16 protein-coding genes are annotated in these 22,377 nt (G+C 38.5%); 12 read left to right on the top strand and 4 right to left on the bottom strand.

The window, feature by feature from the left end; translation table 11 throughout:
- Positions 1-6 precede the first annotated feature (6 nt).
- Both HME7025_RS03790 and HME7025_RS03785 read right to left on the bottom strand, forming a co-directional pair.
- Positions 7-2,325 (bottom strand): PSD1 and planctomycete cytochrome C domain-containing protein, encoded by a 2,319-nt coding sequence (locus tag HME7025_RS03790; protein ID WP_109322365.1) that lies wholly within the window; start codon positions 2,323-2,325, stop codon positions 7-9.
- Between the two features lie 21 nt (positions 2,326-2,346).
- The gene (locus HME7025_RS03785; protein ID WP_109322364.1) at positions 2,347-3,324 is read right to left on the bottom strand and encodes a Kelch repeat-containing protein; all 978 of its coding nucleotides are present in this window, start codon (positions 3,322-3,324) and stop codon (positions 2,347-2,349) included.
- Positions 3,325-3,470: 146 nt separating this feature from the next.
- Here HME7025_RS03785 and HME7025_RS03780 point away from each other — a divergent pair, with 146 nt between their 5' ends.
- The 3 genes from HME7025_RS03780 (at position 3,471) to HME7025_RS03770 (ending at position 10,360) form a co-directional block, all read left to right on the top strand.
- Positions 3,471-4,883, top strand: coding sequence for a PQQ-dependent sugar dehydrogenase (locus HME7025_RS03780; RefSeq protein WP_109322363.1), 1,413 nt, complete (start codon positions 3,471-3,473; stop codon positions 4,881-4,883).
- A 333-nt stretch (positions 4,884-5,216) separates the two neighbouring features.
- Positions 5,217-7,664, top strand: a complete 2,448-nt coding sequence (locus HME7025_RS03775; protein WP_109322362.1) for a TonB-dependent receptor domain-containing protein — start codon at positions 5,217-5,219, stop codon at positions 7,662-7,664.
- A 251-nt stretch (positions 7,665-7,915) separates the two neighbouring features.
- Positions 7,916-10,360, top strand: a complete 2,445-nt coding sequence (locus HME7025_RS03770; protein WP_109322361.1) for an outer membrane beta-barrel family protein — start codon at positions 7,916-7,918, stop codon at positions 10,358-10,360.
- Here HME7025_RS03770 and HME7025_RS03765 read toward each other — a convergent pair.
- Positions 10,353-11,435 carry a formylglycine-generating enzyme family protein gene (locus tag HME7025_RS03765; protein WP_226998273.1) on the bottom strand — a complete coding sequence of 361 codons (1,083 nt, stop codon included), beginning with the start codon at positions 11,433-11,435 and terminating at the stop codon, positions 10,353-10,355. The genes HME7025_RS03770 and HME7025_RS03765 overlap by 8 nt on opposite strands.
- 315 nt (positions 11,436-11,750) lie before the next feature.
- On the opposite strand from HME7025_RS03765, the gene HME7025_RS03760 reads away from it, so the two are divergent.
- The 6 genes from HME7025_RS03760 (at position 11,751) to HME7025_RS13575 (ending at position 18,333) form a co-directional block, all read left to right on the top strand.
- Positions 11,751-12,185 (top strand): QcrA and Rieske domain-containing protein, encoded by a 435-nt coding sequence (locus HME7025_RS03760; protein WP_109322359.1) that lies wholly within the window; start codon positions 11,751-11,753, stop codon positions 12,183-12,185.
- An 89-nt stretch (positions 12,186-12,274) separates the two neighbouring features.
- The gene (locus HME7025_RS03755) at positions 12,275-12,736 is read left to right on the top strand and encodes a QcrA and Rieske domain-containing protein (RefSeq protein ID WP_226998272.1); all 462 of its coding nucleotides are present in this window, start codon (positions 12,275-12,277) and stop codon (positions 12,734-12,736) included.
- 12 nt (positions 12,737-12,748) lie between these two features.
- Complete coding sequence (locus tag HME7025_RS03750; protein ID WP_193495349.1) at positions 12,749-13,684, top strand: DUF5777 family beta-barrel protein; 936 nt, start codon at positions 12,749-12,751, stop codon at positions 13,682-13,684.
- 7 nt (positions 13,685-13,691) lie between these two features.
- Positions 13,692-14,243, top strand: coding sequence for a YceI family protein (locus HME7025_RS03745; RefSeq protein ID WP_109322356.1), 552 nt, complete (start codon positions 13,692-13,694; stop codon positions 14,241-14,243).
- A complete protein-coding gene (locus tag HME7025_RS03740) occupies positions 14,244-15,326 on the top strand; it encodes a c-type cytochrome domain-containing protein (protein ID WP_109322355.1) in 1,083 nt (360 codons plus the stop codon). It abuts the gene before it with no gap.
- 163 nt (positions 15,327-15,489) lie between these two features.
- Positions 15,490-18,333, top strand: coding sequence for a sulfatase-like hydrolase/transferase (locus HME7025_RS13575; protein ID WP_109322354.1), 2,844 nt, complete (start codon positions 15,490-15,492; stop codon positions 18,331-18,333).
- 126 nt (positions 18,334-18,459) lie between these two features.
- On the opposite strand, the gene HME7025_RS03730 is transcribed toward HME7025_RS13575, so the two are convergent.
- Entirely contained in the window at positions 18,460-20,064 is a 1,605-nt protein-coding gene (locus tag HME7025_RS03730; RefSeq protein WP_109324968.1) for a beta-N-acetylhexosaminidase, read from the bottom strand.
- Positions 20,065-20,323: 259 nt separating this feature from the next.
- On the opposite strand from HME7025_RS03730, the gene HME7025_RS03725 reads away from it, so the two are divergent.
- From HME7025_RS03725 to HME7025_RS03715, 3 genes are read left to right on the top strand one after another with little or no spacing between them, the layout of a single operon-like run.
- Positions 20,324-21,247, top strand: coding sequence for a bile acid:sodium symporter family protein (locus tag HME7025_RS03725; protein WP_109324967.1), 924 nt, complete (start codon positions 20,324-20,326; stop codon positions 21,245-21,247).
- A gap of 2 nt (positions 21,248-21,249) precedes the next feature.
- Positions 21,250-22,011: a sialate O-acetylesterase gene (locus tag HME7025_RS03720; protein WP_109322353.1), complete on the top strand. Its 762-nt coding sequence runs from the start codon at positions 21,250-21,252 to the stop codon at positions 22,009-22,011.
- Between the two features lie 26 nt (positions 22,012-22,037).
- Positions 22,038-22,364, top strand: coding sequence for a cupin domain-containing protein (locus HME7025_RS03715; RefSeq protein ID WP_109322352.1), 327 nt, complete (start codon positions 22,038-22,040; stop codon positions 22,362-22,364).
- Positions 22,365-22,377 lie beyond the last annotated feature (13 nt).

Below are 22,377 nucleotides of genomic sequence, written 5' to 3'. Positions count from 1 at the left end.
AAAGGTTTACACCCGCATTAACGTTTCTTCCATATTGTAAATCATCTGAATCGTTTGCATCAAAGCAGCAGTAAATGCATTATCCAATGCTTGATTCTTTTGATATTCTCCAACTTTCATCAATTGCCTGATTTTTTTTGGCTGCCGTTGAAATTCCAATTGCTCCGCTTCCAAGTATTTCTTCAAAATAGCCAACTCTTTCGCTTGAGGCGTTCTACAAACAATTTTCCGAAAGACCTGACTCAATACTTCATCCACTGGAAGTTTCAGCTTGGCCATAGTTGACGCTAAAACTCTCGAACTTTCCGAAACATGAGGATCATTCATCATCACCAAGGCCTGCAAAGGAGTATTGGTCCTGCCACGTTGTACTTCACATTGATCCCGATTACTGGCATCAAAAATCAACATGGAAGGTGGCGGAACGGTACGTTTGATAAAAACATACATGCCTCTACGGTATAAATCTTGTTGGTGATCTTGTACATAAGTCATCAACGAACCACGTCCCGAGGAAGCCACTTCCCAAATCCCTTTGGGTTGATAGGGCTTAATACTTGGTCCTCCGATTTCAGGATTTAAAATATCCGCACTCGCTAATACATGGTCACGCACATTTTCCGCTGGAATACGTAAACGTGGCGCATGGGATAAGTAAACATTATCAGGATCCACTTTTAAATGTGCGGATGTAATGCTAGAAGATTGCCGATAGGTAGCGGATGTCACAATCTGCTTTACTAAACGCTTGATATTCCAGTGGTGCGACTTAAAATCAACGGCCAACCAATCCAATAATTCAGGATGAGTGGGTAATTCCCCTTGCATACCAAAGTCTCCCAGTGTTTTAACTATCCCTCTTCCAAAAAACTGAAACCATACCCGATTGACAAATACTCGAGAAGTCAGCGGGTTTTGATCATCAACCAACCATTTGGCTAGGCCTAAACGGTTCTTTCCATATTTTTGCGGCGAAAAAGGTAAAATGCTTTTGGGTATACCTACACCAACAGGTTCACCATGGGCATCGTAATTTCCTCGGTTAAGCACATAGGTTGGTCGCCAATTACTGGAGTCCTTCATCACCATGACTTCAACCGCGGCCGTATCTCGTTTATTGATAAATTTTAAAATAGAAGACACTTCTTGGCTAGTAATTTTGATATTGGGAGGGTCGGCAAAAGAAGCATCAATCGTTCCAAAAAGTCCTTTTTCTGGCACTTGGTTGAAAAAGGCAAAAGTACTGTAATAGTCCTTTTGGGAAATGGGATCATACTTATGGTCGTGACATTTAGAACACTCAAACGTAAGTGCCAAAAATGCTTTACCAAAAGTGCTGGTTCGGTCATTAACATATTCCACCCGATACTCTTCATCAATAACCCCACCCTCTTGCGTGATTTTATGGTTTCGATTAAAACCAGTGGCTAATAGCATTTCCTTGGTGGCATTTGGAATTAAATCCCCTGCCAGTTGCCATGTCAGAAATTTAGCATATGAATAATTGGAATTAAAAGCATGAATAACCCAATCTCGCCAAGGCCACATAGTCCTTAATCCATCATCTTGATATCCATGCGAATCTGCATAACGAGCCACATCTAACCAATAGGTGGCCATTTTTTCACCGTAATGTTTATTGGCTAATAATTCATCAACTATCTTTTCATAGGCTTTAGGACTAGTATCTTTCAAAAAGCGGTCTTGCATTTCCAAACTAGGAGGAAGGCCAGTTAAGTCAAAACAAACCCGTTTTAGAAGACGCTCTTTGTCGGCCTCATCACTTGGGCTAAGCCCTTTCTCTTTCATTTTAGCATAAGTAAAATGATCAATGGGGTTTCGAACCCATGCAGCATCTGCTTCTGGAATTTCTGGAGATTTGGGAGCAATAAAGGCCCAATGAGGTTTGTATTTAGCACCTTGTTCAATCCACTTTTCTAAAAGTTCAATTTCATGAGGACTTAATGTCAAGTTAGATTTCATGGGAGGCATTCGCTGCGAAGTATCTTTAGCCGTTATTCTAGCCATTAATTCCGAAGCCTCTGGATTACCTGGAACGATGGCATGGGCTTTGGCATTATCTTTGAAAGCAGCATAAGCTCCTTCTGGGGTATCTAAACGTAAATTTGCCTCACGCTTATTGGCATCAGGTCCGTGGCATTTAAAGCATCGATCCGACAAGATAGGTCTGATGTGGAAGTTATAATCGATGACATCCGGCATACGTGTATCATCGGCCAAGGTACTGGTACATCGCCAACTTGTATAGGCCAAAATCCCTAAAGCAGCAGAAAATAAAAAGAAGCGTATGGATTTAATTCTCATGGCAGTGGTGTATAGGTTCAATTATCTCCATGATAAACACTCCATTTCATTGAGTTCTGGGCCTCCGCCCCGATTGGCACTACCCGCTACCACATAAATTTTTCCTTTCCAATAAACTACGCCTGTCCCGTGTCTACCTTGTAATAAATTAGGTAGACTAGACCAAGTCCCTGTTCTGGTATCTAACACTTCCACTTCCGAGTGCGCAGGAACTTGCTTCACACTTTCTCCATTCATAACCACTAAGTAGGGACCATTGGCAATGGAAGATGTGCCAGCTCGTAAAGTAGGGAGCCCCTCAGCCAATGTTGACCATTGATTGCTTTTAAAATCAAAGACGTCCACTTCTTTCATGCATAGATCTAGCACTTTACCAATCTTAGCATATGAAGTTCTACCTCCAGCCACATAGGCCTTATCTTTCCCCACCATGACAGCCTGAAAATGATCTCTGGCTCTAGGAGCATCAGGCAGTATTTTCCATGTATTGGTTTTAGTATCATATTCATCAAACCACTTGACATGCCCATCATAGTGACCGTCCATAATTCCTGCTACTAAATAAATTTTATTTCCACGGGTAAACACCCCGACAGAACCTCTCAATCGATTGGCAGGAATCGTGGCTCCTTCTCTCCAAGTTTTAGTTTTGGGATTAAATATCAAAAATTGAGGAATTGGTTTTTCGTGCGGATAATTTCCTGTTAAGGCTCCAATGACATAGATTTCATGTTGAAATGAGATGGCCTGAAAATGATGAAACTCCATAGGAGCATCTGCCAAAACGGTCCAATTGGAAGTTTTTGGATCAAACTCCTCGATGGGTCTTTTTCCTCTTCCTCCTAAAGCATAAAATTTTCCATCACATTCCACCATGGAGCTTTCATGTCTTTTTTGAGCAGGCTGTTGAGATGTAATGATGTTCCAAGAATTGGAAGAATCTTGCGCAGATACACTCCAAGAGATTAGCCCAAGGCAAATCAATAGAAACTTTTTCATGGTTTAATAGGTTTGAAAGTCTAATGTAAAAAAAATATAGAAATGTTCCTCTTTTTTAGGCGGATAGAACTAGATAAAATTTTGACAAATTATTTTTAGCTTAGTGCAACAATTGAAAAGAAAATTGACCCTTTAATTTTACTACAATGTATAAAAGACTCAGTATTTTGGGCGGAATTGCGGTGGCATCCATCAGCATCATGTCATTAACCAATGCTCCTAAAAAAGCTTTAGTGGATGAATCCACGGAAAAAACCTATACCCAATATTGTTCTAGCTGCCATGGTGAAAAAGTAGATGCCTTTGTGGATCGCGCTTGGAAACATGGTAAAAGCAAACCCGAATTGATCGCATCCATCACGAATGGATATGCTGATTTAGGTATGCCTTCTTGGAAAGCAGCCTTAAGTGCTAAAGACATTGAAAAATTAGCTGACCTAATTACGGAGAAATTAGCCAGTGTAGATCAATATAAATTTGCTAATAAGCCAACTTCCAATGTTTTCAAATCCGAAGGAATGACAGTGGTTTTAGACACCATTGTGACTGGATTAGAAAGTCCATGGGGTTTTGCTCAATTACCTAACAAAGATTATTTAGTTACTGATCGTGCAGGTACTTTGTACTTAGTAGACCAAAAACAACATAAAACAGCCATTAAAGGTACACCAGCGGTGATGGCCAAAGGTCAGGGTGGATTATTAGATGTGGTTTTACATCCCAACTATGCTTCCAACGGTTGGGTTTATATGTCTTATTCTAAATTTAAAACAGAAGGAGGTCAAACAGTCACAGCCACTGGAATTGTTAGAGGTAAAATCAAAAATAATGAGTGGGTTGAATCTCAAGATATTTTCGAATCCCTTCCTTATACCAAAACCTTCCATCACTTTGGATCGCGGATTGCCTTCGATAAACAAGGACATCTATTTTTTAGTGTGGGTGAAAGAGGCATGGAAAAAGTATTCCCTCAAGAAACAGATAATGATAACGGTAAAATCCACCGTTTGAATGATGATGGAAGTATTCCAAAAGACAATCCTTTCGTAGGAAAAGACCAAGCTAAATTTCATCACAGCATTTATTCCTATGGACAAAGAAACCCGCAAGGTTTAACCTTGAATCCATATACCGGAGCCATCTGGGAAACGGAACATGGTCCACGTGGAGGAGATGAGATCAACATTATCCAAGCGGGTAAGAATTATGGTTGGCCAACAATCTCATATGGAATTAATTATGATGGTAAGCCAATCACGAATATTTCGAAGAAAGAAGGAATGGAACAACCTATCACCTATTATCTTCCTTCCATTGCACCATCAGGTTTAGCCTTTGTGGATAGTGATAAGTATCCAGCTTGGAAAGGAAATCTAATGATTGGCTCTTTACGTTTTAATTACATGAACCGTGTAGTCGTTAAAAATAACAAAGTTGTTTCCCAGGAAAAGGTGCTAGTTAATTTAGGTCGTATGCGTAATGTGAAAATGGGTGTAGACGGTTATTTATATGTAGGAGTTGAAAATCCTGGTATGGTTTTCCGCTTGAGACCACAATAAATTCAAAAATTTAAGTTTGTTTGAAACAACGCTGGCAAGGTTTGGAACCTTGCCAGCGTTGTTTTTTTACAAGCCAAACGAATAAGAAATTATATCTATTGTCCAATTTATTGATAATCGATTTCCCCTAGTCCTAGCAGGCATTTTACAATTTGCCCTTGCTATTTACCACTCATCCAAAACATTTTATTGTTTGTCATATAGTACTATGTATAACAAAGTACCTAGTATAGCTTTGCATTGTCAAAAGAGAGACATGCAACCCTTGAGGTCTTGTTTGCATCTTCGACTCGTTCTCTGTTAAACAACCAATAAATTAATTCAATCCGCCTAATGAAAACCTTTATTTTATCAACACTATTTTCCATTGTTGCCCCACTCCTCGCTTTTGCCGATAACGGACTTTCGGCTAAAATCCGAGATGAAAAAAATCAGCCAGTTCCTTTTGCTTCTGTTCTTTTAAGAAAAGCAAGTGATTCAACCTTAGTAAAAGGATTTATCACCGATGAAAATGGTGAATTAAAAGCCTCCGCTTTACCCCAAGGTAATTACACCTTAAAAATTCAATTCACAGGCTATAAAGCCTACTCTAAAAAACTGGGCGAAGTTAATGCCAACACCCAATTGGATTTAGGCATTATTGCCCTTGAACCCGTTTCTACTCAACTAAATGAAGTGGTAGTTAAAGCAACTAAACCTTTTATTGAGAGACAATTAGATAAAACTGTAGTCAATGTAGAAAACTCGGTAATGGCCGCTGGTAACTCTGCCATGGAGGTATTAGAACGCTCTCCAGGGGTTATTGTTGACAAAGATGGTAATATCAGTTTAAGAGGAAAGCAAGGTGTGAAAGTAATGATTGATGGTAAAATCTCTTATCTATCAGGTAACGATTTGAGTAACTTTTTACGTAATCTTTCTGCTGATCAAATTTCTCAATTAGAAATTATGACCAATCCTTCTTCCAAATATGATGCTGCTGGTACAGCAGGTATCATCAACATTAAAATGAAGAAGAATGTGAACATGGGCATGAATGGCTCTGTTAATGGGACTATTGGTCAGGGAGTATATACTCGTTCCAGTGCCGGTTTAAATTTAAACTACCGCAATAATGGCTGGAATATTTTTGGAAATGCCTCCTATTTTGGAAGAAATAACCTACAGAATAATAACATCACACGATATTTCCGTGCCCAAAATGAAGTTTGGAATTCCACTACCGAATTCCCATTCAAAGGGACTTATACTTCTATGAAAGTAGGTGCTGACTGGACGGTCAACAAAAAAACAACTTTAGGTGTTTTATTCTCTGGAGGCTTAAACCAAACTACGTTAAACAATGGGTTAAATCAATCTACGCAACGTAATCTGGCAACTAATGCCATCTTGAGTAAGTTAGACACTTATAATTCCATGGATAATCCATTCCATAACTTTGCTAACAACATCAACTTCAAGCATACATTTGATAGCACAGGTAAAGAATTAACCATCGATTTGGATTATGCTCGCTATGTGGATAAAAATCAAAATGATTATTTGACACAGTGGTATGGCTCTGAGTTTAATAAAATCAAAAATGACTCCCTTTTACGTACTGGTGCATTTTCCAACATTGACCAATACTCTTTCAAATCTGATTATGTATTACCAATTAGCAAAACCAGTAAATGGGGAATGGGTGTAAAATCCAGTTATGTAAAAACGGATAACGACCTTCAGTTTAGAGGAAAAACAGCGAGCGACGCGGACTATACTTTCCTAAACAAACAAAGTAACCGCTTTATGTATGAGGAACAAATCCACGCCGTTTATTTAAATACAGAACGTAAATTGGGTAAATGGAGTTATCAAATTGGCTTACGTGGAGAATGGACTATTGCCGATGGAAAATCGATGGCTTACGGAAATTCTGCTCCAGATTCTTCGTTCCACCGCGATTACAAACAATTGTTCCCAAGTGCCTTCGTTCAATATGAAGCAAACAAAAACCATACTTTTGGTTTGAACTATAGCCGCAGAATTAACCGTCCAGGATATTCCGACTTAAATCCATTCGTTTTCTTCCTAGACAATTATACTTATCAAGTGGGTAATCCCATGTTGATGCCACAGTTAACCAATTCATTTGAATTAACCCACACATTCAAAGGAGCATTCAACACTACTTTTGGATATAGCCATACAGATGATGTGATCACTCAATTATTAAAACAAGATACGGAGGCGCGTAAAACGTATCAAACTTCTGCCAACTTAGCGCAAAGAACATCTTACAACTTAAGTTTCTCTTTGCCTATCCCAGTAACAAAATGGTGGACAAGTAATACCGACATCCAATTGAATCACAATGAATTAACGGGTAAAGTAGATCAAGCACAAATCAACCCAGTGGGAAATATGTTTTACATCAACTCCAACCACACGTTTAGTCTGAAAAATGACATCAAACTAGAATTAGGTGGACAATATTTCTCAGGTGGATTAGAGCAAGCCTTTAATTTTGGCCCTGGAGGTTCTTTGAACGTAGGTATCCAAAAAACAGTCTTGAATAAAAAAGGAACTATCCGCTTAAACGCCAGCGATATTTTATATACTCAAAATCCGATGGCAACTATCAAATACAGTGACATTGATATAACTGTGAAAAATAGAAATGATACGCGTGTCGTTCGATTCAATTTCACTTATCGATTTGGTAATACGGCAGTTAAAGGTGCTCGTAATAGAAACACTGGCTTAGATGATGAAAAAGGCCGAGTTAAAGGTGCCAACTAATGCCATAACCAACTAATAGTCAATTTCTTAAAAGATGTTAAAGCTTAACAGTTTTTAACTCTCCGACAAGGGCGAATCTAGGTTCGTCCTTGTTTTTTTGTATCCAGATTTCAACAAGAATATTGTTTAGGTATTTTTTGACCCAAACCTCATTCTTCTATCTATTCTCCACCACTATTTTTTAATACGCCTAGGTAATTTTTACCCTAGCATTTCTGTGTCAAATTAAAACCAATCAAACAATCCACCTAATGAAAAACCTATTATTAACAACTCTGTATCTTATTTTAATACAATTAACTACGTTTGGACAATCGAGTATAAAAGCCAAGATTGTCGATGAAAAAAAACAAGCTATCCCATATGCTTCCATTTTACTTAGAAAAAGCGCTGATTCCACTTTAGTCAAGGGCTTTATCTCCGATGAACAAGGAATACTAAATGCCCAGCATTTACCTGAAGGTCTATTTACACTTAAAATTCAATCAACAGGCTATCAGGCACGTGTAATTAAAATGGATGAGATAAAATACAATAGTCAAATTGATCTAGGCACCATCCAATTGGATCCATCCTCTACCGAGTTGGCCAATGTTGAAATCAAAGCAACTAAGCCATTCATAGAAAACTTAGTGGACAAAACGGTGGTCAACGTAGAAAACTCTGTCATGGCAGCAGGAAATTCGGCCATGGAAGTGATTGAAAAATCTCCTGGAGTGATCGTCGATAAAGATGGGAACATCAGTATTCGGGGCAAACAAGGTGCCAAAGTGATGATTGATGGAAAAATCTCTTATCTAACGGGCAGTGACTTGAACAATTATTTGCGAAATCTGGGAGCGGATCAAATTGCTCAATTAGAAATTATTAGTAATCCATCTGCCAAATATGATGCCGCTGGAACTGCGGGTATCTTAAACATCAAACTCAAGAAAAATACGCAAATGGGCATGAATGGCTCGGTAAATGCGACTTTAGGACAAGGGTTTTATACGCGAGGACGAGTGGGTTTCAATCTCAATTACCGTAAAAGCAATTGGAATTGGTTTAGTAATGGATCTTATGTACATCAACCCAACATGAATACCATTGATATCACTCGTCAATTCGCTAAGCAAGGTGAAGTTTGGAATTCCAATTCCTTCTATAATTACATTGCCCAAAATGCCCAATTAAAAGCTGGAGTAGACTGGACCTATTCTCCCAAAACTACCCTAGGCCTTCTTGTCTCTGGAGGTAGAAGTCAAACTAATTTGTATCATGGAATCAATCGCACAACGCAAAGAAATTTGAATAATCAACTTCTAAGTCAACTAGACACCTATAATACCTTAGATAATCCATTTTCTAACCTCGCCACTAATTTCAATTATAAACATAGTTATGATAGCACGGGGAAAGAACTTACTATCGACCTAGATTATGCTCGTTTTCATGATCGAGGGACAAGCGTCTATTTAACTCAATGGTTTGGCGCAACCAATAATCCGATAAAAAGTGATTCCCTTATCCGTACTCAATCCTTATCTAATATTGATCAATATTCATTTAAGTCCGATTATGTACTACCTGTCAATAAAACAACCAAATGGGGAATGGGTTTAAAATCGAGTTTGGTGAGTACCGATAATGATGTACAATTTACTAGTCGGACCAAAGAAAACCCTTCCTACTCGTTCCTTGATGGATTAAGTAATCGATTCCAATACAATGAACAAATCCATGCGGCTTACATTAATCAAGATAAAAAATTAGGTAAATGGAGTTATCAATTGGGCTTACGAGGGGAATGGACAATCGCCCAAGGAAAATCCATTTCATATAAGTCAAACGTTCCTGATTCTAGTTTCAAACGTTCCTATTTCCAAATTTTCCCGAGTGCATTTCTCCAGTTTGAGGCCAACAAAAAAAATAACTTAGGCCTAAAATACAGCCGTCGCATTGACCGACCTCAATACAGTTCCATGAACCCTTTTATTTTCTACATTGATAATTACAACTATGAAGTTGGTAACCCTAATTTACTGCCCCAATTAACCAATTCATTTGAATTTACACATACTTATGCAGGGGCATATACCACTTCATTGGCATATAGTCATACCGATCAAGTTATCACTCAACTGTTGAAACAAGACACAGAAAAGCGCGTGACCTACCAAACAACGGATAATTTAGCTCAAAGAGTAACCTATAGCTTGGGATTTTCTCTTCCTATTCCGATTAAATCATGGTGGACAAGCAATACAGATATTTACCTAAATCATGTTGAATTAACGGGGAAACTAGATCAAACTTCCATCAATCCTGTGGGAAATATGCTATATCTCAATTCCAATCATACTTTCAGTTTGAAACATGATATTAAAATAGAAGTCGGCGGTCAATACTTTACAGGCGGATTGGAACAAGCATTCAATTTCCAATCTGGGGGAGCGCTAAATCTCGGTATTCAGAAAACCATTATGAATAAAAAAGGAACACTTCGTTTGAATGCCAGCGATATTCTCTACACTCAAATCCCTAATGCCACGATTAAATATGCGGATCTAGATGTATTTGTAAAAAGCAGAGGAGAAACTCGAGTAGTCCGTTTGAACTTCAGTTATCGATTTGGCAATACCAGTATTAAAGCCGCTCGAGAGAGAAGTACGGGCTTGGAATCTGAAAAAGGAAGAGTCAAAAACACTAATTAATATCCTTCACGCAGCGAAAGCCCGTGTGCATGAGACCAGAATCTGGACTTGATTTCATGCGGGCTGAACTGCGATAAGATGCACAATAGGAATCATTGCACAAAAATGAACCGCCACGCATCACTTTTTTAGGAATACCCGGTTCATCTGGATCATAGCTATTCAAGGGACCTTTGGGATTTAGCACAAGGGTTCCTTTCTTTTTCAAAGTGGCGTAATAATCATGTCGGTAATTATCAAAACACCATTCCCAGACATTGCCAGCAATATCATATAAACCATAACCATTGGATGTAAATTGCTTGACGGGAGCCGTAGTATGCTGATATCCGTCTTTGGCTTCATCTTTATATGGAAATTTACCTTGCCAAGTATTAGCTTTGAATACTCCCGAATCGATCGGTTCTGAACCCCATGGAAATTCTAGATTCTTTAGACCTCCACGTGCAGCCCATTCCCATTCTGCTTCAGTAGGTAATCGTTTTCCAGCCCATCTTGCATAAGCCTGGGCATCATCCCAAGAGACTTGCACGACAGGGTGATTTTCTTTCCCGACTATAGTTGAATGAGGTCCTTCTGGATGGCGCCAATCGGCACCGCGCACAAATTGCCACCATTGACTATAATCCACCAAATTGACAGGCCCTGTGGTAGGAACAAAAACCAAAGAACTTGGGGCTAAAAGTGAATCTGGTGGACGAGGCGTACCAGCAGGCACTTGTTTTTTTAATTCATCCCATGAAATGGCTTTTTCTGCCGTAGTTACGTAACCTGTAGCAGCCACAAATGCCGCAAATTGAGCATTAGTCACTTCAGTTTCATCAATCCAAAATGCTTTAACTGCTACACGATGAACGGGGTATTCATCTGTTCTACCTTTTTCATCATGAGCTCCCATATCAAATGCTCCAGATGGGATTTTTTTCATACCCAGAAAGGCAGATGATTTGGAAATGCTTTTTTGAACCAAATTCGTTTTAACAAATCCACGCTTGGAGGGCAAAGGCACATGACAAGCCGCTAATGAATCCTTTTGACGCTGACTCAATTGTGCCAAGATTGTAGAAGGCCACAAGAATAGACACAAAAAAATGCATGAGTATTTCAAGGGAGTATTTAAAAAGATGACCATCAATTGAATCTTACCTAGTTATAAAATGGGAAATTAACAGAAACAATACACTTTTACCAATTAATACATGGCCTAGAAAATTATATATAACCGAATCTATATTCTTTTTGAGAATTCATTCAGATCTTATCTTCACAATAAGTGTAGTCCTAGTCAAGTTAGGTTAATTCATCGAATTCACATCAATGGATGACTTTTATCAGTTAAAACAATCGTTAGTTTCATTAGTTTTGAAATCATTAAACCCCTTAACAATATATGTCTGATAAAATCAAACGACATGAATTCCTAAAATCCCTTGGATTAAAAGGAGCATCATTAGTAGCTGTGTATTGCGGTGCATCTGCGGTGAGTTCATGTAAAAATGAAACAGGTATTACCCCTTCCTCTTCAGCCGATTTCACCCTAGATTTAAGTCAAGCAGCCTATTCCAAACTTAATACGGTCGGTTCTTACGTTATTACACAAAACATCGTAATAGCTAGAGTTTCAAGTACGGCATTTGCAGCAGTAACTCAAATTTGTTCTCATGAAGGAAGAGCGGCCGTCATCTACAGTGGCGGTGGATTTTATTGTCCTGAACACGGTGCTACGTATGACACCAGCGGAAAAGGATTAAATGCCAATGGAAGCAGAGGCTTAACTACTTATAAAACAACGCTAACTGGAAATTCGCTGAGAGTTTACTCCTAATTCTATAATTTTACTAGGATATAATATTGATTTTCAAAAAGATTGTTTAACATTAACCGTTTAATAACCCTTAATGTTCTATAATAAATATGAAAACCAATCTTAGCCGAAATGAATTCTTGAAGTCAATGGGCTTCAAAGGAGCCTCTCTTCTAGCTGTTTACTGTGCAGCTTCTGGCCTTAGTTCTTGTTCAAAAGAAGAAAATGTTACGCCTTCCTCTAACGTAAAAGCAGGTACTCCAGCAACGGGTGTCGACTTTACTTTAGACCTAACCAAAACTGATTATTCGAAATTGAATAATCCTGATGGTTTTGTCATTGTCAATCAAATCGTGGTAGTTCGTGTCAACTCAACCACCTTTTCGGCAGTGACTCAAGTTTGCTCCCATGAGGGAAATGTGGCTGTAAGCTATGCAAATGGTGGCTTTAATTGTTCCGTACATGGCGCCATGTATGACATTAACGGTAAAGGCTTGAATGCTGAAGGTGCGCGAGGTTTAACTACTTATAAAACAGCCTTAACGGGCACTAACCTGAGAGTATTCTCTTAAAATAACATACTTATGAAGAAAATATCCTTCCTACTGCTCTTCTTAAGTGGTATGGGTTATACCACTATGGCCCAAGATGATTTGATGGAAATGTTGGACAAAGAATCGTCTAAAGATAAAGTATATACTCAGGCGACTTTCAAAGGTTCGCGCTTAATTAATGGTCAAACCATTGAAACGGTTGCCAAGAAGCATCTGAACTTTTGGATATCTCACCGCTTTGGGGCTGTCAATTCTGGATTTTTAGAAAACTTTTTTGGATTAGATGAGGCACGAATTCGATTAGGTCTTGAATATGGTATCACAGATCAATGGCTACTAGGGGCAGGTAGATCCTCCATTGAAAAAACCTATGACTTTTATACCAAATACAAGATTCTTAGGCAGTCCAACCAAATGCCTGTCAGTGTTGCCGCATATGGAAGCTTGACAATCAATTCCATGCCAACAGGTTATACTATGCCAAGTGGAACACTGATGCGATTTTACAATAATCAGCAGCGACAAAGTTATGTGGGGCAAGTATTAATAGCTCGAAAGATGAATGAAAAGCTATCTTTACAAGTTATGCCCACCATTTTGCATAACAATCTAAGTGAGTCAACATTTCATGCCAATGACATTGCTTCTATTGGATTTGGAGGCCGCTTTAAATTAAGTAACCGCTTAAGTTTATCCGCTGAGTATTACAAAAACTTGGTGGATAAGAATGCTTACCTAGCTAAATCAGGTGAAGTATACCCTTATCATGATTCTTTTGCCTTGGGCTTTGATATTGAAACGGGAGGACACGTATTTCAATTGCATTTCTCTAACTCCAGAGGCATGATTGAAAAACATTTTATTGGCCAAACCACGGGTACTTGGGACAATGGTGACATTTTTTATGGATTCAATATCGCAAGGACTTTCAGTTTTGACCCAGAAGCAAAAAAAACACATAAATAAACCCTTTATGAAACGTTTATTCATAGTAACCTTGCTCATGAGCACCATGGCAGTATTCCATACTGCCCAAGCTCAATTGTATCAAGCTCAGAATGGTGAGATTTCATTTTTCTCTAAAACACCTTTAGAAAACATTGAAGCCGTATCTAAAACAGTCAATAGCATTATCAATTCAGCTACCAATGAAATCGCTGTTCAAATGCGGATTACTTCTTTTGTTTTCCCCAATAAACTCATGCAAGAACACTTTAATGAGAATTATTTGGAAAGTGAGAAATATCCCATGGCTAGCTTTAAAGGAAAAATCAAAGAAACTGTTGACCTAAAAAAACCTGGCACCTATCCAGTAACAGCTTCAGGAACTGCGACTATCCATGGTGTTTCTAAACCCATTGAGATCAAAGGAACCATTGTTTCGGATGGAAATCAATTACAATTGAATAGCCAGTTTGATATTCGTTTGCAAGATTATCAGATTGATATACCCAAAATTGTATTTGCTAAAATTGCGGAAGTCATAGAAGTAAAAAGTAAAATTCAGTTTGTCCAAAAGAAATAAATGAAATTTAAGTTCCTTGTAATACCCTTAGTCTCCTTAATTCTGGCGGCTTGCCTAAGTGATAAAAACAGTCCTTTACCTGCTGCCGCAACAGGTACTGAGAATAATATGGGGGTAGAATTACCAAATTCTACCTCTACTTGCGATACCAATACCATCACCTTTGACAAATCGGTTTGGCCCATACTCCAATATAATTGTACTTCTTGCCACAGTGGAGCCATTATATCAGGAGGTGCAGACTTTAGTAGTTATGACAAAATTGTACCTTATATAAAAAATGGCAAATTATATGGTTCACTTACTCATGCTATTGGCTATTCTCCTATGCCTAATGCCTCCACGACTTTGTCCAAATGTGATGTAAGCACGATCAAAAAGTGGATTATTGGCTCCTACCCTGCTGGAAGCATTTTGGTCAATTTGAATCCTACCAATCCAATAAATCCAGTGGTTACTGTTACCCCAACCGAACCTCCCATAACACCTCCAGCGGTGACCTGTGATCCTAATTTGGTTTATTTTCAACAAAAAATTCTTCCTGTCATTATTTCCAATTGTGCCATGAGTGGTTGCCATGATGCCATAAGTAAAAAAGAAGGTGTTCAATTAACTGATTATACAAATATCATCAAGGTGATCAAAGCCGGTGACCCAAGCAACAGTAAATTGTACAAAAGCATCATTCGGACAGATAATGAGCGTATGCCTGTTCCACCCATGGCGGCGCTAAGTACAGAAACAAAGACGGCTATTTTCAACTGGATTAAACAAGGTGCGCTCAATAATTCATGCGAGCCTAGCGGAAGTGCTTGCGTAACAACGAATGTTAGCTTTTCTACAACGATTCAAAGCATCTTAAAAACCAATTGCCTAGGTTGCCATAGTGGCGCTGCGGCATCAGGAGGTATTGATCTAAGCACACATGCCAATGTCCTGAAGGTTGTCAGTAACGGAAAGCTATATGGGTCTGTCAATCATTCAACTGGGTTTATTCCTATGCCAAATGCCTCCACCAAAATCACTAGTTGTGAAATCAGCCAGATTAAGTCCTGGATCGATGCTGGCGCATTGAATAATTAGTATTCTATATTTGCATTCCAAACATGGCTAAGCTTTTGAGCTCTCTCTCCTGCTTAGCCATGTTTGATTTATTAGCTCTAGAAATTTCTTTGGATTCTACAGGAGTATCAACACCATGCATAATCAAATAGTATTGCTTAAATTCGGAAACTAAACCTAGTTTATGAAGAAGATCACGCTATTTACTGTTATAGCCCTTTTTAGCACATTTAGTAGTTTTTCCCAAGCCACTAAGTTCAAAAGACCGAACGTCATATTAGTTCTGATGGATGATTTAGGCTATGGAGATTTGAGTTGCTATGGTGCGCTCCAATATGAAACGCCCAACATTGATAAATTGGCTAATCAAGGCATTCGATTTACCAATTATCTATCTGCTCAGGCTGTATGTAGTGCCTCTCGCGCAGGTATTTTAACAGGGTGCTATCCCAATCGTGTGGGGATATCAGGGGCTTTATTCCCCAACTCCCCAGTTGGCCTAAATCCTGATGAAGAGACCATTGCTGAAATTTTGAAAGATCAAGGTTATGCAACTGGGATGTTTGGGAAATGGCATTTGGGAGATAAAAAAGAGTTTTTACCTAAGCAACAAGGCTTTGACGAATATGTAGGTATTCCTTATTCCAACGATATGTGGCCGGTGGATTTAGAAGGAAATCCAATCACAAAACCAGGAGCTTATAAGCAAGACTTGCCCATACTTTCCATTTATGATGGAAATGAACCTAGTATCTATTTGAGAAATCTAAAAGATCAAGAACAAATCACTCGGGTTTTGACGCAGCGTTCGGTACAATTCATTGAGAAAAATAAAAACAAGCCATTTTTTGTTTATTTACCTCATTCCATGCCCCATGTTCCTATTGCGGCATCTCCAGCTTTTCAAGGAAAAAGCAAACAAGGACTTTATGGAGACATGATGATGGAAGTGGATTGGTCGATCGGTGAAATTATCAACACCTTGAAAAAAAATCATTTGGAAGAAAATACCTTAGTTATTTTCACCAGCGACAATGGTCCTTGGATAAATTATGGAAATCATGCAGGTTCCACAAATGGACTTAGAGAAGGGAAAGGCACTTCGTTTGAAGGTGGACAAAGAGTCCCTTTCATTGCCTATTGGAAAGGAAAAATTCAGGCTGGTCAAATTTCCAACAAATTGGCAGCTGCGATTGATGTGCTGCCAACAATCGTTCAAGTGACACATGCTAAACTTCCTAAAAAGAAGATTGATGGGGTGAGTATTTGGCCAATATTACAAGGTGACAAGCAAGCTGAGCCTAGAAAAGATTTTCTATATTATTATCGCAAAAACAACTTAGAGGCTGTCAGAAAAGGGGATTGGAAATTGGTTTTACCTCATCCTGGAAGAACTTATGAAGGTTTCCTTCCTGCCAATGATGGCTTAGCGGGTCAAGTGAATGAAAATGCTTCTATCCTTCAAGGCCTGTATGATTTAAGAAGAGATCCTGGAGAACGCTATGATGTACAAGCAAAATATCCAGAAAAAGTAAAAGAACTTTTAGAATTAGCCGATCAGGCTAGAGAGGAGTTGGGCGATGATTTAACACAAAAAAAAGGAAAGGAGAATCGGGAAATTGGTCATATCAAAAAGCCCAATGTGGTTTACATTTATGCGGATGATTTAGGATATGGTGAGTTAGGTGCCTATGGTCAAAAAATCATTAAAACACCTTATTTAGATGCCTTAGCCAAACAAGGAATTAAATTTACCCAGCATTATACATCTGCGCCTGTATGTGCACCTGCACGATGCATGTTACTAACGGGGAAACATGCCGGCCATTCCCAAATTCGAGGAAATCATGAATTAGGAGGTTTTACAGATGAAACAGAAAGAGGTCAAATGCCTTTGGAAGCCAATACTTTTACCATAGGAACTTTGATGAAAAACGCGGGTTATCAAACAGCAGCTATCGGTAAATGGGGATTAGGTATGGCCAATGGAACGGGGAATCCTAACGCTCATGGTTTTGACTATTTTTATGGGTTATTGGATCAAAAACAAGCTCACAATTATTATACCACTCATTTATGGGAGAATGGAAAATGGGATACGCTGAACAATAAATTCATCCAGGTTCACCAATTTCAAGGAAAAGGAGCTCCAGCAGATGTTGATTTCAAGCAGTTTCAAGGGAAAGAATATGTGGTGGATAAAATGATGGACAAAGCCTTGAACTTTGTTGAAAAAAACAAACACCAACCCTTTTTTCTCTATTTACCATTACCTCTACCTCATTTGTCATTACAAGCACCTGATGAAGCCGTCAAGCCATACTTGGGAGCTTTCCCAGATAGTGCCTATTTAGGTAAAAAAGGATATACGCCCACGGCCCATCCGAGAGCCACTTATGCTGGCATGATTAGTTATTTAGACACTCAAGTAGGTCGACTCATTGAGGCCTTGAAAAAACATAAAATTGATAGTCAGACCATCGTATTTTTCTCATCTGACAATGGAGCCACATTTGATGTAGGTGGAGTGGATACAGAATTTTTCCAAAGCACTGCTGGTTTAAGGGGGCGTAAACAAGATGTATATGAAGGTGGAATTCGAGAACCTTTGATTGTTTCTTGGCCAGGAGTAATTCCTGGAGGTCAGATTAATGCTCTCCCATCTGTTCAATATGATATGATGGCTACATTGGCAGAGTTAACAGGTCAACAAGTTGCTGATACCGATGGATTCTCATTTTTACCCAGTATTTTAAAGAAAGGAGAACAGAAACAACGGCCTTTCATCTATTTTGAATTTCCAGAAAAGACAGGTCAAGTAGCTATTCGAATTCAACAATGGAAAGGGGTTAAATCCAATTTGAAGAAAAATAAGCAAGCTCCATGGGAGATTTATGATTTAGAAAAAGATCCGTTTGAAAAGAATAATGTAGCAGATCAACATCCTGAATTAATTCCTCAGCTGGATACCATCCTCCAACGCGAACATCGTTCAGCGAAAATTCCAGATTGGGAGATTATCAATTAATTGAGAAATAAATGTCAGATTTCATTCGTTGGTTTTTTGAATGAAAAAAATCAGGACCTATTAAAAATCAACGTCGGCAAGGTTTGGAACCTTGACGACGTTTAGGAAAAAACCAACAACTCTAGTTTATTTCAATCCCACAGGACAATAATTGATTTTAAGCGCATCCATACCCGGTAATATCCCCTTTACTCTGCGAAGAAAATCATCGTAATCTTTTGGCTGTTTTGGTGACCAAGAAATTTCCGATAAGGCCAATGCCCTTGGGAATGTCATATATTCCGCATAAGCAGGAGTGCTAATATATTCAGTCCATACGTTTGCCTGAATACCTACAATATGCTTGGCTTCCTCTGCTGTTAATTCTGGAAGATCGGGTTCAAAAGAATAGGATTTAGCTAAAGTTAAGTTTCCTCCAATAGCTAAAGGCTGAGTTTTAGGATCAGCTTGGTAATAGTCTAAATAGAAAAAACTATTAGGCGACATCACTACATCGTGATTTTGTTTGGCTGCTTCAATGCCTCCTTTGGTTCCTCTCCATGACATTACCATGGCATTTGGCGACAATCCGCCTTCTAAAATCTCATCCCAACCTAATAATTTCTTACCTTTGGAAGTAACGAATTTATCGATTCGACGAATAAAATAGCTTTGCAACTCATGCTCATCTTTCAATCCTAATTTTTTGATTAGGTCTTGGCAAAAACGACTCTCCTTCCATTGTTTCTTAGGGCACTCGTCTCCTCCAATGTGGATATATTGACCAGGAAATAAAGCCATTACCTCCGTCAAGACATTTTCCATAAATGTAAAAGTCTCTTCTCTTGGGCACAATACATCTTCGGATATTCCCCATTTAGTAGCGACTTGATATATTTTGTCAGGGTTACAACCTAATTCAGGGTATGCTGCCAATACCGCTTGAGAATGACCTGGCATTTCAATTTCGGGGATAATCGTAATGAATTTTTTCGAGGCATAAGCAATTACTTCCTTGATTTCATCTTGAGTATAAAAACCGCCATAAGGTTTATTATCAAATTTTTGATCGCGATAATGACCTACCATCGTCTCCTTACGAACAGAACTTACACTCGTTAACAAGGGGTATTTTTTAATTTCAATTCTCCATCCTTGATCTTCCGTTAAATGCCAATGAAAAGTATTTAACTTATATACGGCCATTAAATCCAAAAAACGTTTGATAAAGCTCACAGGAAAATAATAACGGCCAACATCTAACATCATTCCGCGATAAGAAAAACGTGGAGCATCTTCAATCTGACAAGCAAGTGCTGTCAATTCATAGCTTGAAGTGACATTTGAATAAATTTGGGCAGGCATCAATTGAAATAATGTTTGTAAAGCATAAAATGCACCTTTCCCCGATTTAGCTTGAATTTCAATCTTTTTTGTCGAAATGTTTAATCGATATGCTTCATCTCCTAAACTTGCATTTTGAACAAAAACTACACCTTTTGAGCTAGCTGAACTAGACTTAATTGCAAGATTTAGACCTGAAGATAAACTGATTTGATCTTTCAACATGGTTGCCACAGCATTGAAACTTTCATCCTGTGTACTTAAAGTAATGACCGTGTTTTTTTGAAAAAGGAATTTCCCCGGTACAGGAGTCAATTTAGCTGGCTTGGGAATTAACTGATATGATTCTTGAGCTTGTAAATTAAAGCAAAGAATTAAGGCGCAAAGGCCCCAAAAGAATGATTTCATAATGAATAGGTTGGTTGGAAGGAAGCAAAGATAGCTTTTCCTTTTAAATTGAAAAGTCTTTGTTCCATTTTTAGGAATTTGGATGAAATTTAAACGCAAAAAAATATCAAGAGGTTGATAAGATGGTAGTCCCTTGAAATAAAATTAAATGCCCATTCGTTCTAACGCTGTCAAGGTTTTGAACCTTGACAGCGTTGAAAAAAAAGCCTCTTTAATTCATTCTAGGAAATTGTATATTTGCTTTGTCTATACACCTACTATGAAAAAATTAATCAGTGGCATATCCTTTTCATTTTGGATTATCATAGCTGTTATCATTACCTTGATTTACCCTAGTCCTTTTCTTGGTGCTGGTGGCATTCAATTCAAAATATTCATTATTCCACTACTCCAACTTATCATGTTTGGGATGGGATCTACCATGGGTATTCATGATTTTCAAGAAATATTAAAATCCCCCAAAGCCGTCTTATTAGGAGTCTTTTTGCATTTTAGTATCATGCCTCTAGTGGGCTGGGGATTAACTAAAGTCTTTGATTTCCCATCAGAAATAGCCGCTGGTATCATCTTAGTTGGAAGTATGCCTTGTGGATTGGCATCCAATGTGATGTCTTATTTAGCCAAAGCGAATGTGGCTTTGTCATTGACCTTAACCTCCATTGCTACTTTTCTCGCTCCTATCCTTACTCCTTTCCTAATGAAGACCTTAGCAGGTCAGTTAATTGAAATACATTTCTGGGACATGGTTTGGGAAATTTCTAAGCTTATCTTAATTCCTATTGTTTTAGGTGTCATTTACAATAAATTGATTGGCAAAAGATGGACTTGGTTTCAAAAACAATTACCTCTTATTTCCATGATAAGTATCGCATTTATCATCATCATTATTACAGCAAATGGCCGCAACTCTTTACTTTCCGTAGGTCCTTTGTTGGTTCTTGCTTGTTTACTTCATAATACCATTGGTTTCGTTTTGGGTTATTGGGGTGGTCGTGCCACTGGCTTGCCCGAAAAGGATTGTCGAACCATCGCCATCGAAGTCGGTTTACAAAATGCAGGACTAGCTTCTGGTCTAGCCATGGCCATGGGGAAAGTGGCCACCTTGGGTTTACCGGCAGCCATTTTTGGCCCATTGATGAACATAAATGGTTCCACATTAGCTAATTATTGGAAAAACAAATAACCATGAAATACATTTTCATTTTACTCATTAGCTTCCTGAGTTTTCCTCTCTGGAGCCAATCATCACCTGATCCTAATTTTCATATTTATATCTTAATGGGTCAATCCAATATGGCTGGACGTGGCGAAATGGTAGAACCCTACGCATCTCAACATCATGATAGAGTTTGGATGCTCAATGCTCAAAATCAATTTATTCAAGCTAAACATCCGATGCATTTTGACAAACCCAGTATTGTGGGCGTAGGACCTGGTTTAAGCTTTGGGATCGAGATGACTAAGCAATCTCCAACGGTAAAAATTGGATTAGTTCCGTGTGCTGTGGGTGGATCATCCATCAATTCATGGGTAATCAACGGCTACGATGAAGCCACAAAAACCCATCCATTGGATGATGCAATTCAACGAATTTTAGCAGCCCAAAAACTTGGGGTTATCAAAGGGATACTTTGGCATCAAGGTGAAAGTGATTCAGAAATAAGTAAAAGAGTTGGGTATGAAGATAAATTAAATGCATTAATTGCTCAGATTAGAAAGATAACCCAACAAGCAAACTTACCATTTGTATTGGGAGAATTAGGCTATTTTAATCAAAACTACCAGGATTTCAACCAATTACTAAGCTCTTTCCATGTTCCTGCCAAACACATTGCTTTAGTTTCAGCTCAAAATTTGAATGCCAAAAGCGATCATATCCATTTCGACAGTTGGTCAGCAACTGAGCTAGGCAAAAGATATGCTTTGGCTATGCAGCAATTACCCTAAAATCTTTCCATTCTATCAATTTATACATGCAAACACTTATTCAAGATCAGGATATACCTTGGTCAGACATCGAACCAGGAATTCAACGAAAAATCATGGCTCACAATGATCAAATGATGTTGGTCAAGGTCAATTTTGTACAAGGTGCCATTGGTACTTTGCACCATCATCCTCATACGCAAGCCTCCTATGTTTCTAAAGGAAAATTTGAAGTTAGTATTTCAGGCGTTAAAAAAATACTTCAAGCCGGTGATGTCTACTTTGTGCCGAGCCTTGAAATTCACGGAGTAATCTGCCTCGAAGATGGAGAGCTCATTGATGTTTTCAATCCCGCAAGAGAGGATTTTTTATAAAATTGACCAAAAC

The organism is Aquirufa nivalisilvae, from assembly GCF_003143535.1.
Classification (GTDB): Bacteria; Bacteroidota; Bacteroidia; order Cytophagales; family Spirosomataceae; genus Aquirufa; species Aquirufa nivalisilvae.
Note: the sequence above shows the minus strand (reverse complement) of the source record. Positions and strands in the feature narration are given on the sequence as shown.

Excerpts from the sequence above, each read along its gene's own strand:
- HME7025_RS03725 (WP_109324967.1), top strand. The coding sequence starts at position 20,324 with ATGAAAAAATTAATCAGTGGCATATCCTTTTCATTTTGGATTATCATA.
- HME7025_RS03775 (WP_109322362.1), top strand. The coding sequence starts at position 5,217 with ATGAAAACCTTTATTTTATCAACACTATTTTCCATTGTTGCCCCACTC.
- HME7025_RS03755 (WP_226998272.1), top strand. The coding sequence starts at position 12,275 with ATGAAAACCAATCTTAGCCGAAATGAATTCTTGAAGTCAATGGGCTTC.
- HME7025_RS03720 (WP_109322353.1), top strand. The coding sequence starts at position 21,250 with ATGAAATACATTTTCATTTTACTCATTAGCTTCCTGAGTTTTCCTCTC.
- HME7025_RS03785 (WP_109322364.1), bottom strand. The coding sequence starts at position 3,324 with ATGAAAAAGTTTCTATTGATTTGCCTTGGGCTAATCTCTTGGAGTGTA.
- HME7025_RS03730 (WP_109324968.1), bottom strand. The coding sequence starts at position 20,064 with ATGAAATCATTCTTTTGGGGCCTTTGCGCCTTAATTCTTTGCTTTAAT.
- HME7025_RS03790 (WP_109322365.1), bottom strand. The coding sequence starts at position 2,325 with ATGAGAATTAAATCCATACGCTTCTTTTTATTTTCTGCTGCTTTAGGG.
- HME7025_RS03745 (WP_109322356.1), top strand. The coding sequence starts at position 13,692 with ATGAAACGTTTATTCATAGTAACCTTGCTCATGAGCACCATGGCAGTA.
- HME7025_RS03740 (WP_109322355.1), top strand. The coding sequence starts at position 14,244 with ATGAAATTTAAGTTCCTTGTAATACCCTTAGTCTCCTTAATTCTGGCG.
- HME7025_RS03770 (WP_109322361.1), top strand. The coding sequence starts at position 7,916 with ATGAAAAACCTATTATTAACAACTCTGTATCTTATTTTAATACAATTA.
- HME7025_RS03750 (WP_193495349.1), top strand. The coding sequence starts at position 12,749 with ATGAAGAAAATATCCTTCCTACTGCTCTTCTTAAGTGGTATGGGTTAT.
- HME7025_RS03780 (WP_109322363.1), top strand. The coding sequence starts at position 3,471 with ATGTATAAAAGACTCAGTATTTTGGGCGGAATTGCGGTGGCATCCATC.
- HME7025_RS13575 (WP_109322354.1), top strand. The coding sequence starts at position 15,490 with ATGAAGAAGATCACGCTATTTACTGTTATAGCCCTTTTTAGCACATTT.
- HME7025_RS03715 (WP_109322352.1), top strand. The coding sequence starts at position 22,038 with ATGCAAACACTTATTCAAGATCAGGATATACCTTGGTCAGACATCGAA.
- HME7025_RS03760 (WP_109322359.1), top strand. The coding sequence starts at position 11,751 with ATGTCTGATAAAATCAAACGACATGAATTCCTAAAATCCCTTGGATTA.